Annotated in this window: 14 protein-coding genes; all 14 read right to left on the bottom strand. The window is 62.1% G+C overall.

What is annotated here, in order from left to right; translation table 11 throughout:
- Positions 1-8 precede the first annotated feature (8 nt).
- The 14 genes from ACTJKT_RS07205 to fliL all read right to left on the bottom strand — a co-directional run bounded on the left by ACTJKT_RS07205 (position 9) and on the right by fliL (position 12,150).
- Positions 9-797 carry a protein phosphatase CheZ gene (locus ACTJKT_RS07205; protein WP_009042749.1) on the bottom strand — a complete coding sequence of 263 codons (789 nt, stop codon included), beginning with the start codon at positions 795-797 and terminating at the stop codon, positions 9-11.
- A 30-nt stretch (positions 798-827) separates the two neighbouring features.
- Positions 828-1,199: a chemotaxis response regulator CheY gene (locus ACTJKT_RS07200; protein WP_003183998.1), complete on the bottom strand. Its 372-nt coding sequence runs from the start codon at positions 1,197-1,199 to the stop codon at positions 828-830.
- Positions 1,200-1,359: 160 nt separating this feature from the next.
- Positions 1,360-2,100, bottom strand: a complete 741-nt coding sequence (gene fliA / locus ACTJKT_RS07195) for an RNA polymerase sigma factor FliA (protein ID WP_007922505.1) — start codon at positions 2,098-2,100, stop codon at positions 1,360-1,362.
- The gene (gene fleN / locus ACTJKT_RS07190) at positions 2,097-2,927 is read right to left on the bottom strand and encodes a flagellar synthesis regulator FleN (RefSeq protein WP_007922506.1); all 831 of its coding nucleotides are present in this window, start codon (positions 2,925-2,927) and stop codon (positions 2,097-2,099) included. The genes fliA and fleN overlap by 4 nt, the downstream gene beginning before the upstream one ends.
- 118 nt (positions 2,928-3,045) lie before the next feature.
- Complete coding sequence (gene flhF / locus ACTJKT_RS07185) at positions 3,046-4,362, bottom strand: flagellar biosynthesis protein FlhF (protein WP_025805212.1); 1,317 nt, start codon at positions 4,360-4,362, stop codon at positions 3,046-3,048.
- An 11-nt stretch (positions 4,363-4,373) separates the two neighbouring features.
- On the bottom strand, positions 4,374-6,503 hold the full coding sequence (gene flhA, locus ACTJKT_RS07180; protein ID WP_440786628.1) for a flagellar biosynthesis protein FlhA: 2,130 nt from the start codon (positions 6,501-6,503) through the stop codon (positions 4,374-4,376).
- Between the two features lie 236 nt (positions 6,504-6,739).
- Positions 6,740-7,876: a flagellar biosynthesis protein FlhB gene (gene flhB / locus ACTJKT_RS07175; protein ID WP_106696793.1), complete on the bottom strand. Its 1,137-nt coding sequence runs from the start codon at positions 7,874-7,876 to the stop codon at positions 6,740-6,742.
- Between the two features lie 3 nt (positions 7,877-7,879).
- Positions 7,880-8,662: a flagellar biosynthetic protein FliR gene (gene fliR / locus ACTJKT_RS07170; RefSeq protein WP_025805208.1), complete on the bottom strand. Its 783-nt coding sequence runs from the start codon at positions 8,660-8,662 to the stop codon at positions 7,880-7,882.
- A 3-nt stretch (positions 8,663-8,665) separates the two neighbouring features.
- Positions 8,666-8,935 carry a flagellar biosynthesis protein FliQ gene (fliQ, locus tag ACTJKT_RS07165; protein WP_003184009.1) on the bottom strand — a complete coding sequence of 90 codons (270 nt, stop codon included), beginning with the start codon at positions 8,933-8,935 and terminating at the stop codon, positions 8,666-8,668.
- A 24-nt stretch (positions 8,936-8,959) separates the two neighbouring features.
- Positions 8,960-9,709 (bottom strand): flagellar type III secretion system pore protein FliP, encoded by a 750-nt coding sequence (gene fliP / locus ACTJKT_RS07160; protein WP_025805207.1) that lies wholly within the window; start codon positions 9,707-9,709, stop codon positions 8,960-8,962.
- Positions 9,709-10,146 (bottom strand): flagellar biosynthetic protein FliO, encoded by a 438-nt coding sequence (gene fliO / locus ACTJKT_RS07155; protein ID WP_440786627.1) that lies wholly within the window; start codon positions 10,144-10,146, stop codon positions 9,709-9,711. Before fliO ends, fliP begins: the two co-directional genes overlap by 1 nt.
- Complete coding sequence (gene fliN, locus ACTJKT_RS07150; protein WP_023968318.1) at positions 10,147-10,614, bottom strand: flagellar motor switch protein FliN; 468 nt, start codon at positions 10,612-10,614, stop codon at positions 10,147-10,149. It abuts the gene before it with no gap.
- A gap of 54 nt (positions 10,615-10,668) precedes the next feature.
- Positions 10,669-11,637: a flagellar motor switch protein FliM gene (gene fliM / locus ACTJKT_RS07145; protein ID WP_009042741.1), complete on the bottom strand. Its 969-nt coding sequence runs from the start codon at positions 11,635-11,637 to the stop codon at positions 10,669-10,671.
- A 9-nt stretch (positions 11,638-11,646) separates the two neighbouring features.
- Positions 11,647-12,150 carry a flagellar basal body-associated protein FliL gene (gene fliL / locus ACTJKT_RS07140; RefSeq protein ID WP_007922529.1) on the bottom strand — a complete coding sequence of 168 codons (504 nt, stop codon included), beginning with the start codon at positions 12,148-12,150 and terminating at the stop codon, positions 11,647-11,649.
- Positions 12,151-12,184: the final 34 nt, after the last annotated feature.

The following is a 12,184-nucleotide window of genomic DNA, read 5'->3' as shown; positions in this document are numbered from 1 at the left end:
GGGTGCTCCTAGAATCCAAGGCTGGAAAGCAAATCGTCGACATCGTCCTGACCGGATACAACGTCTTCACGTTTATCGGCATGAATCTGCGGACCTTCACCCTTGGCCAGATGTTTTTGCGGATCTTTTTCAGCGAGGATCGATTCACGGTCATGTTCGATGCCGGCAAAACGATCGACCTGGCTGGCCATCAGGACCAGTTTGAGCAGGTTGCTCTCGACTTCGGTGACCAACTGGGTCACGCGCTTGATCACCTGACCGGTCAGGTCCTGGTAGTCCTGCGCCAGCAGAATGTCGTTGAGGTTGCTCGATACCGCGCGCGTCTCTTGCTCGCTGCGGGTCAGGAACCCGTCCACCCGGCGGGCCAGGTCGCGGAATTCTTCGGCGCCCAGTTCGCGACGCATGAAACGTCCCCAGTCGGCGCTCAGGGCCTGGGCTTCGCTGCTCAGGCCATTGACCAACGGGGTGGCGCTCTCGACCAGGTCCATGGTGCGGTTGGCCGCGGCCTCGGTCAGCCTGACCACATAGGACAGGCGCTCGGTGGCATCCGTGATCTGTGAAACTTCCTCGGCTTGCGGCATATGCGGGTCAATCTGGAAATTGACGATGGCGCTATGCAGCTCGCGGGTGAGCTTGCCGACTTCCTGGTACAGGCCGCGGTCACGGGTCTGGTTGAGCTCATGGATCAGTTGCACGGCTTCGCCGAACTTGCCTTTTTCAAGGCTGTCGACCAGTTCGAGTGCGTGTTTTTTCAGGGTCGATTCGAAATCGCCCAATGAAGATTCGTTGTGCTCCATAGCTCCCCCGTGGCGGAATGGTTCCACATCTCAACCGATGCGTTCGAAGATCTTCTCGATCTTCTCTTTCAACGCCTGGGCCGTGAAGGGCTTGACCACATAGCCGTTTACGCCGGCCTGGGCAGCTTCGATGATCTGTTCGCGCTTGGCTTCAGCGGTCACCATGAGTACCGGCAGGTGCTTGAGTTTTTCATCGGCGCGCACATGGCGCAGCAGATCGATACCGGTCATGCCAGGCATGTTCCAGTCCGTTACCAGAAAGTCGATGCTCCCGCTGTTGAGGACCGGAATGGCGGTGGTGCCATCGTCAGCCTCGACCGTGTTGGTGAACCCCAGGTCACGCAACAGGTTTTTTATGATCCGCCGCATCGTTGAGAAGTCATCAACGATGAGGATTTTCATGTTCTTGTCCAATTCGACCTCCAAGCAGTCTTAAACGCGTCCAGCACCTGAACGCGCCATTCAATCAATCAGGCAGAGCACTCAACGACTGCATGGAATACACACCGCAAGACCGGCAACGTCGTGCCAGTCTCGTCCGCAGTGTCCCCCACACTGCCTGTCAGCGCGCTCGCCACTCCCCCAAACGCCCCCGCAAACGGGCCGCGCACTGGCTGTGTAACTGGCTGACCCGCGATTCGCTGACCCCCAGGACCTCACCGATTTCCTTGAGGTTCAGCTCTTCGTCGTAGTACAGCGCCAAGACCAGTCGCTCACGCTCCGGCAAATTGGCAATCGCGTCCGCCAGCGCAGCCTGGAAACGTTCGTCCTCCAGGTCGCGCGACGGCTCGAGATGAGCACTCGCGCCATCCTCATGCAGCCCTTCATGCTCGCCGTCCTGCAACAGGTCGTCGAAGCTGAACAGGCGACTGCCCAAGGTGTCGTTCAAAATCCCGTAATAATCGTCGAGACTCAATTGAAGTTCGGCCGCAACTTCATGATCTTTAGCGTCACGACCGGTTTTAGCTTCAATTGCGCGAATGGCATCGCTCACCATCCGGGTATTGCGATGTACCGAACGCGGCGCCCAGTCACCTTTACGAACCTCATCGAGCATCGCGCCACGGATACGGATACCCGCGTACGTCTCGAAACTCGCGCCCTTGCTCGCGTCGTACTTGGTCGACACTTCGAGCAGACCGATCATCCCGGCCTGGATCAGGTCTTCGACCTGGACACTGGCCGGCAGGCGCGCCAGCAAGTGATAGGCAATACGCTTGACCAGTGGCGCATAACGCTCGATCAATTCGTACTGGCTGTCACGTGCCGACTTTTTGTAAAGGTTGTAGCCGCTGGCGCTCATAGCACCGGTCCCGCTGTCTGATGCACTAGCCGCTCGACGAAAAATTCCAGATGTCCACGTGGGTTGGCCGGCAACGGCCAGGTATCGACTTTCTGCGCAATGGCCTTGAACGCCAGCGCGCACTTCGAACGCGGAAACGCCTCATAGACCGCACGCTGCTTTTGCACGGCCTTGCGCACGCATTCGTCGTAAGGCACGGCGCCGACGTATTGTAGGGCTACGTCCAGGAAGCGGTCCGTGACCTTGGTCAACTTGGCGAACAGGTTGCGGCCTTCCTGCGGGCTCTGCGCCATGTTGGCGAGCACGCGGAAGCGGTTCATGCCGTAGTCGCGGTTGAGCAGCTTGATCAGCGCGTAGGCGTCGGTGATCGAGGTCGGTTCGTCGCAGACCACCAGCAAGACTTCCTGGGCGGCGCGGACGAAGCTGACCACCGAGTCGCCGATACCGGCAGCGGTGTCGATCACCAGTACATCGAGGTTGTCGCCGATGTCGCTGAATGCCTGGATCAGGCCGGCATGCTGCGCCGGGCTCAGATGAACCATGCTCTGGGTGCCGGACGCGGCCGGCACGATACGGATTCCACCCGGCCCCTGCAGCAGCACATCGCGCAGCTCGCAGCGGCCTTCGATCACGTCGGCGAGGGTCCGTTTGGGGGTCAGCCCCAACAGCACGTCAACGTTAGCCAGACCCAGGTCGGCGTCCAGCAGCATGACGCGCCGGCCGAGCTCCGCTAGGGCCAGGGACAAGTTCACTGACACGTTAGTCTTGCCGACGCCACCTTTGCCGCCGGTCACCGCGATCACCTGTACGGGATGCATGCTGCCCATGTTCTTTCTTTACCTTGTCTTACTTAGACGGGGCCACATAACTGGCTGCGCGTTCACCAACGGAACAATGCCTGGCAGACCATCGATGTAGGTACATTGCAATTTTTTCATGATTCCCTCAGCCAACCCGCTTGGTCGGGTTGTGGTAGAGGTCAGCGAACATGTCAGCCATGGCTTCTTCGCTGGGTTCTTCCTGCATCTGCACGCTCACCGCACGACTGACCAGCTGGTGACGGCGCGGCAAGTGCAGATCGTCCGGAATCCGCGGGCCATCGGTCAGATAGGCAACGGGGAGTTCGTGACTGATCGCCAGGCTCAGCACCTCACCAAGGCTGGCGGTTTCATCCAGTTTAGTCAGGATGCAGCCGGCCAGCCCGCAACGCTTGTAGCTGTGGTACGCGGCGGTTAGAACCTGTTTCTGGCTGGTGGTTGCCAAGACCAGATAATTTTTTGCCCGGATCCCACGTCCGGCCAGGCTTTCCAGCTGCATGCGCAGGGCCGGGTCGCTGGCTTGCAGGCCGGCGGTGTCGATCAGCACCACGCGCTTGCGCAGCAGCGGATCGAGGGCTTGCGCCAGGGACTGGCCCGGGTCGACATGAGTCACCGAGACGTTGAGGATCCGCCCCAGAGTCTTGAGCTGTTCCTGGGCGCCGATGCGGTAGCTGTCCATGCTCACCAGCGCGATGTTCTGCGCGCCGTACTTGAGTACGTAACGGGCAGCCAGCTTGGCCAGGGTGGTGGTCTTGCCCATGCCGGCGGGGCCGACCATGGCGATCACACCGCCCTCCTCCAATGGCTCGACTTCCGGGGTCACGATCATCCGCGCCAGGTGGGCCAGGAGCATGCGCCAGGCCTGGCGGGGTTCGTCGATTTCAGTGATCAGCGCCAGCAGGTCGCGGGCCAGCGGACCGGACAGGCCGATACGCTGCAGGCGCCGCCAGAGGTTGGCCTGCTCGGGCCGGCTGCCTTGCAACTGGCTCCAGGCCAGGGAGCCGAGCTGGACTTCCAGCAGCTCGCGCAGGCCGTTGAGTTCAAAACGCATCGAGTCGAATGCCCGCTGATCGACCGCTGGCGCGGCGGCCACCGGAGCCGGGCGCTGGGGCTCGCTGAACGTAGGTTCGATCAGCGGCTCGGCGGCGGTCAGCGGCAGGCCGGCGAACAGCTGGCGACTGGTGCTGGCATCGCCGTCGCCACGCAGGCTCAGTTCGGCCTGGGCGGTAACGATGCGCGACTGAGTCTTGCGCAGTTCGTCCTCAAGCTCCATGTTCGGCACCCGGGGCGCCAGCGCCGACAGCTTGTAATCCAGGGCAGCCGTCAGCTCGACACCGCCGGCGATGCGGCGATTGCCAATGATGGCGGCGTCGGCGCCCAGCTCATCACGAACCAGCTTCATGGCCTGACGCATATCGGCGGCGAAAAAACGCTTAACTTGCATAACCCACTACCTCAGCCGTTGGGCCCTACTGTCGCAACGATGGTCACTTGCTTGTTGTCAGGGATTTCCTGGTAAGCCAACACGTGCAAGCCCGGGACCGCCAGGCGCCCGAACCGCGAGAGCATCGCGCGGACCGGACCGGCTACCAGCAGAATCACCGGTTGACCTTGCATTTCCTGGCGCTGCGCGGCTTCGATCAACGAACGCTGCAGCTTCTCAGCCATGCTTGGCTCCAACAGAACACCCTCTTCCGAGCCTTGTCCTGCCTTTTGCAGACTATTGAGCAAAATCTGTTCCAACCTGGGCTCCAAGGTGATCACAGGCAGCTCAGACTCAGTCCCTACAATGCTTTGCACGATGGCGCGCGACAATCCGACGCGCACCGCGGCCACCAAAGCGGCAGTATCTTGACTCTTGGCGGCATTGTTCGCGATGGCTTCGGCAATGCTGCGGATATCGCGCACCGGCACCTGTTCGGCCAGCAGCGCCTGCAGCACCTTGAGCAACTGGGACAACGAGAGCACGCCCGGCACCAGTTCTTCCGCCAGCTTCGGCGAGCCCTTGGCCAGCAGTTGCAGGAGCTGCTGGACTTCTTCGTGACCGATCAGCTCGCTGGAGTGCTTGTACAGAATCTGGTTGAGGTGGGTGGCGACCACGGTGCTGGCATCGACCACGGTGTAGCCCAGCGATTGCGCCTGGGCGCGCTGGCTGATCTCGATCCACACCGCCTCCAGGCCGAAGGCCGGATCTTTGGCGGTGATACCGTTGAGACTGCCGTAGACCTGCCCCGGGTTGATCGCCAGCTCGCGGTCCGGATAGATCTCGGCCTCGGCCAGGATCACCCCCATCAGCGTCAGCCGGTAAGCGCTGGGCGCCAGGTCGAGGTTGTCGCGAATATGCACGGTGGGCATGAGGAAGCCCAGGTCCTGGGACAGCTTCTTGCGCACGCCCTTGATCCGCGCCAGCAGTTGCCCACCCTGGTTGCGGTCCACCAGGGGAATCAGGCGATAGCCGACCTCCAGGCCGATCATGTCGATCTGGGTCACGTCATCCCAGCCCAGTTCCTTGGTTTCCATGGCGCGGGCCGGCGAAGGCAGCAGCTCCTGCTGGCGCTTGACCTCTTCCAGCGCCTGGACCTTGACCACGTTCTGGCGCTTCCAGAACAGGTAGGCAGCGCCAGCCGCCAGGGCCGCCATGCTCAGGAAGGAAAAGTGCGGCATGCCCGGCACCAGCCCCATCACCGCCATCAGGCCGGCGGCGACGGCCAGGGCCCGGGGCGAGGCGAACATCTGCCGGTTGATCTGCTTGCCCATGTCTTCGGAACCGGAAGCACGGGTCACCATGATCGCGGCCGCGGTGGACAGCAGCAGCGATGGCAGTTGCGCCACCAAACCGTCACCGATGGTCAGCAAGGCGTAGACCCGGCCGGCATCGCCGAAGGACATGTTGTGCTGGAAGATACCGACCGCCATGCCGCCGATCAGGTTGATGAACAGGATCAGCAGGCCGGCGATGGCGTCACCGCGGACGAACTTGCTGGCACCGTCCATGGAGCCATAGAACTCGGCTTCCTGGGCCACTTCCTGGCGCCGCGCCTTGGCCTGGGACTGATCGATCAGGCCGGCGTTGAGGTCGGCGTCGATGGCCATCTGCTTGCCCGGCATCGCATCGAGGGTGAAGCGCGCGCTCACCTCGGAAATCCGCCCGGCACCCTTGGTCACCACCACGAAGTTGATGATCATCAGGATCGCGAACACCACGATACCGACCACGTAGTTACCGCCGATCACCACCTCGCCGAAGGCCTGGATCACTTTACCGGCGGCGGCGTGACCGTCCTGACCGTGAAGCATCACCACCCGCGTGGAGGCCACGTTCAGCGCCAGGCGCAACAGGGTCGCCACCAGCAGGATGGTCGGGAATACCGCGAAATCCAGCGGCCGCAGGGCATACACGCAGACCAGCAGGACGACGATCGACAGGGCGATGTTGAAGGTGAAGAACACGTCCAGCAGGAACGGCGGCACCGGCAGCATCATCATGGCCAGCATGACCAGCAGCAACAGCGGCACACCCAGATTCCCCCGACTGAGGTCAGTCAGGTTAGTGCGAGCCGTGCTGATTAACTGAGAGCGATCCACCGGTATTCCCCGTTCCCTAAAGCAAACTTTTGACGCCTGGAGGCGGCGCAGGGCGGGTATTGCAAGAAGCCTTCCAACTTTGGCCTGGAAGCCAAACTGATTTATGGCGTTGCGCCATCATCCACTATAAATGGCACTTTCGGCGCCATCGCGAGCAAGCTCGCTCCTACAGAATCCGCACTCAATCTATAGGAGCGAGCTAGCTCGCGATAACCTCGGCACAGCCAAGGCCGACCTCAGGAATCGCGCCGCAAATCCGGCGGAATCGGCAGGTCCTTGAGCGGATCGGGACGCTTGCCCTTGCCAGCCTGGTGCTGGCGAATCTGATAGACATACGCCAGCACCTGGGCCACCGCCAGATAGAGCCCGGCCGGGATCTCCTGCTCCAGCTCGGTGGAGTAGTAGATCGAACGCGCCAGCGCCGGCGACTCCAGCAACAGCACTTCGTTGGCCACGGCGATCTCGCGGATCTTCAGCGCCAGGAAATCGCTGCCCTTGGCCAGCAACACCGGCGCCCCGCCCTTCTCCGCGTCGTACTTGAGCGCCACGGCGTAGTGGGTCGGGTTGGTGATGACCACGTCCGCCTCGGGAATCGCCGCCATCATCCGCCGCTGCGACATCTCGCGCTGGGCCTGGCGAATCCGCTGCTTGACCTCCGGGCGCCCTTCCTGGTCCTTGTGCTCGTCCCGCACTTCCTGCTTGGTCATCAGCAGCTTCTTGTAGCTCTGGTACAGCTGCACCGGCACGTCCACCGCAGCGATCAGGATCAGCCCGCAGGCCATCCACAAGGTGCTCCAGGCCACCACCTGCACACTGTGGATAATCGCCTGCTCCAGCGGCTCGTGGGCGATCCGCAGCAGGTCGTCGATATCCGAGCGCAGCACCGACAAAGCCACGACCAGGATCACCACAAACTTGGCGAAGGCCTTGAGCAGCTCGATCAGCGAGGTCGGCGACACCATGCGCTTCATGCCGCTGAGCGGGTTCATGCGACTGAACTTGGGCGCCAGGCTCTTGGTTGAAAACAGCCAGCCGCCCAAGGAGATAGGACCGATGAGTGCCGCCAGCACCAGGGGCAGCAGGATCGGCATCGCGGCGATAATCGCGATCTTGCCCGAATGCAGCAGGTACAGGCCCATGGCGCCGGGGCTGAGCAGCACCTCGCGCGGCAGGGAGAAATTCAGGCGCATGATTTCCAGCAGGTCTTGCGCCACCCCCGCGCCATAGATCAGCAGGCCAGCGGCTCCGATCATGGTGATCGCCAGGGTGTTGAGCTCTTTGGAGCGGGCAATCTCGCCCTTTTCCCGGGAGTCCTTTTTACGTTTCTCCGTGGGGTCTTCTGTCTTGTCCTGACCGCTCTCGCTCTCAGCCATGGTTCAACGCGCCTGTGCCAGGTTGCGCAGCAACTGCAGGGCCTCGACGGCCAGCGGTTGGTACTGGTTGAGAATGTCGCCCAGGCTGATCCAGAAAATCACCAGGCCCAACACCAGGGTCAGCGGGAAACCGATGGAGAAAATGTTCAGTTGCGGCGCCGCGCGGGTCATCACGCCAAAAGCGATGTTCACCACCAGCAACGCGGTGATCGCCGGCAGTACCAGCAACAGTGCGGCGCCCAGCACCCAGCCAAGCTTGCCGGCGATGTCCCAGAAGTGGTTGACCAGCAGCGCACTACCCACCGGCAAGGTGGTGAAGCTTTCGGTCAGCACCTCGAAGACCACCAGATGACCGTTCATGCCGAGAAACAGCAAGGTCACCAGCATGGTCAGGAACTGCCCGATCACCGCCGCCGAAACGCCGTTGGTGGGGTCGACCATGGACGCGAAGCCCATGCCCATCTGCGTCGAAATGATCTGCCCGGCAATCACGAAAGCCTGGAAGAACAGCTGCAAGGAGAAGCCGAACAAGGCGCCGATGATGATCTGCTCGGCAATCAGCAGCAGCCCGCTGAGGTCCAGCGCATTGACCGCCGGCATGGGCGGCAGGCCCGGCACCACCACGACAGTGATGGCCAGGGTGAAATACAGGCGGATACGGGTCGGCACCAGGGTCGTACCGAAGACCGGCATGGTCATCAACACGGCGCCGATACGGAACAGCGGCAGCATGAAGGTCGCGACCCAGGTGCTGATCTGCGTATCGGTAAGCGCCAGCAGAGACATGGCTTAGCCGATCAACTGCGGAATACTGCCGTACAGCTGCAGGATGTATTCCATGAAGGTTTGTACCAGCCAGGGGCCGGCGACAATCAGCGTCACCAGCATCACCAGCAGGCGCGGCAGGAAGCTCAGGGTCTGTTCGTTGATCTGGGTGGCGGCCTGGAACATCGCCACCAGCAAGCCCACCAGCAGGCTGGGGATCACCAGGATGGCGACCATCATGGTGGTCAGCCAGAGCGCTTCGCGAAACAGGTCTACTGCGACTTCAGGCGTCATAGCGCGTCACCCGCCAACAAGGTTCTAAACACCACCGAAACTGCCCGCCAGGGTGCCGATGATCAGGGCCCAGCCATCCACCAGCACGAACAGCATGATCTTGAACGGCAAGGAAATGATCAGCGGCGACAGCATCATCATGCCCATGGCCATCAGCACACTGGCGACCACCAGGTCGATGATCAGGAACGGAATGAAGATCATGAAGCCGATCTGGAACGCGGTCTTCAGCTCCGAAGTGACAAAGGCCGGCACCAGGATCGTCAGCGGCGCCTGGTCCGGCGTCGCGATGTCGGTGCGCTTGGACAGGCGCATGAACAGCTCCAGATCGCTGCTGCGGGTCTGGGCCAGCATGAAGTCCTTGATCGGCACCTGGGCCTTGGCCACCGCGTCCTGGGCGTTGAGTTTCTCCGCCAGGTACGGCTGCAGGGCATCCTGGTTCACCCGGTCGAACACCGGGGCCATGATGAACATCGTCAGGAACAGCGCCATGCCGGTGAGGATCTGGTTCGACGGCGTCTGCTGCAGGCCCAGGGCCTGGCGCAGGATCGAGAACACAATGATGATCCGGGTGAAGCTGGTCATCAGAATGACGAACGCCGGAATGAAGCTCAGCGCGGTCATGATCAGCAGGATCTGCAGGCTGACCGAGTATTCCTGCTGGCCCTCGGCATTGGTGCCGAGGGTGATCGCCGGGATCGACAACGGGTCGGCCGCCAGCGCCAGCGGCGCCGCCAGCATCAGGGCCAACATCAAGAGGAGGCGCAACGGCATTACTTCTTATCCTTCTGATCCTTGCCCAGCAGCTCCATCAGACGCTGGGCAAACTCCGGAGTCGCCTGCTCGGTGCTCGGCACCTGCACCGGCTCCTTGAGCACATGCAACGCAGTGATGGTGCCCGGCGTCAGGCCGAGCAGAATCTGTTCGTTGCCGACCTGCACCAGCATCAGCCGGTCCCGCGGACCAAGCGCCCGCGAGCCGACCAGCTCGATGACCTGCCCCTTGCCGGCCGGTCCGGCCTGCTGCACCCGGCGCAACAGCCAGGCGAGGAAGAAGATCAGCCCCACCACCAGCAACAGGCCCAGCACCAGCTGGGCCAGCTGCCCGGCCACGCCGCTGCTGCCAACCACTGGCGCGGCGGTACTGGCCACCGGCTCGGCGGCCAGGGCCCAGAGCGGCCAGGCCAGGAACAGCGCGAGTAGCTTTCTCACTTAGCGCAGCTTCTTGATGCGTTCGCTCGGGCTGATCACGTCGGTCAGGCGGATGCCGAACTTCTCGTTGACCACCACCACTTCGCCATGGGCGATCAGCGTGCCGTTGACCAGCACGTCCAGTGGCTCGCCAGCCAGGCGATCGAGTTCGATCACCGAACCCTGGTTGAGCTGCAGCAGGTTGCGGATGTTGATGTCGGTGCTGCCGACCTCCATGGAGATCGATACCGGGATGTCCAGGATCACGTCCAGGTTCGGCCCGTCGAGGGTCACCGGCTCGTTGTTCTTCGGCACACTGCCGAACTCTTCCATCGGCAGGCGATTGGACGCCGGCGCGCTGGCCGCGTCGGCTGCCAGCAAGGCGTCGATATCGTTTTGTCCGGCATCGCCGGTTTCCTGCAGGGCGGCCGCCCACTCATCAGCCAGGGCCTGGTCTTCTGCGGAAGTCATTTCGTGTTCGTCAGCCATGTTGTCCTCGGCGGGCAAAAAATCATTAACAAAGCGAATTCATAACAGCGCCGCTCAACGGCGCTCGATCGGCTCGATCACTTGCAGGGCCAGGTTGCCCTTGTGCGAACCGAGCTTGACCTTGAACGCCGGTACGCCGTTGGCGCGCATGATCATGTCTTCAGGCAGCTCCACCGGGATCACATCCCCTGGCTGCATGTGCAGGATGTCGCGCAGGCGCAACTGCCGGCGGGCCACCGTGGCGCTCAAGGGCACATCCACGTCCAGCACGTCTTCGCGCAGGGCCTTGCTCCAGCGCTCGTCCTGGTCGTCCAGGTCCGACTGGAAGCCGGCGTCGAGCATTTCCCGCACCGGCTCGATCATCGAGTACGGCATGGTCACGTGCAGGTCGCCGCCACCGCCATCGAGTTCGATATGGAAGGTCGAGACCACGATCGCTTCGCTCGGGCCAACGATGTTGGCCATGGCCGGGTTCACTTCGGAGTTGATGTACTCGAAGTTGACTTCCATGATCGCCTGCCAGGCTTCCTTCAGGTCGACGAAGGCCTGCTCCAGCACCATGCGCACCACGCGCAATTCGGTCGGGGTGAACTCACGGCCTTCGATCTTGGCGTGACGACCGTCGCCGCCGAAGAAGTTGTCCACCAGCTTGAACACCAGCTTGGCGTCGAGGATGAACAGCGCGGTACCGCGCAGCGGCTTGATCTTCACCAGGTTGAGGCTGGTCGGCACGTACAGCGAGTGCACGTATTCGCCGAACTTCATCACCTGCACGCCGCCCACCGCCACGTCCGCCGAACGGCGCAGCATGTTGAACATGCTGATACGGGTGTAGCGGGCAAAACGCTCGTTGATCATCTCCAGGGTCGGCATGCGTCCGCGGACGATGCGATCCTGGCTGGTCAGGTCGTAGCTTTTGACGCTGCCGGGCTCGGCGGCGTGTTCGGTCTGTACCAGACCGTCATCGACGCCATGCAGCAGCGCGTCGATCTCATCCTGGGACAGCAGGTCCTGCACGGCCATGTCGTGTTCCTACTGCAGTACGAAGTTAGTAAAGAGCAACTGCTCGACCACCACTTTGCCGACCTCTTTCTGGGCCACTTCCTGCACGCTGGCGGTGGCCTTCTGGCGCAGCATTTCCTGGCCGACCGGAGTCGCCAGGGTGTCGAAGCTCTGGCCGGAGAACAGCATGACCAGGTTGTTGCGGATCACCGGCATATGCACTTTCAGCGCGTCCAGATCGGCCTGGTTGCGCGCCAGCAGGGTGATGCTCACCTGCATGTAGCGCTGGCGGCCGTTCTGCGTGTAGTTGGCCACGAAGGCCGGCGCCATGGGCTCATAGATGGCCGCCGGCTTGACGCTGCTGGTCGCCTCGGTCGTCTCGGCAGGCTTGCTCTGGGCACTGCTGTGCATGAAGTACCAGGTAGCCCCGACGGACAAACCGATCGCCAGCAACAAGGCCAGAACAATCAAGAGGATAAGCTTGAGTTTGCCTTTCCCGGCGGGGGTTTTCTCTGCTGCTTCGCTCTTCGCCATGCCAATAATCCGTCACTAATCGGGTTTTCACAGT

The organism is Pseudomonas sp. 22526 (assembly GCF_052044735.1).
Lineage (GTDB): Bacteria > Pseudomonadota > Gammaproteobacteria > Pseudomonadales > Pseudomonadaceae > Aquipseudomonas > Aquipseudomonas piscium.
This window is presented reverse-complemented; position numbering and strand designations above follow the sequence as displayed.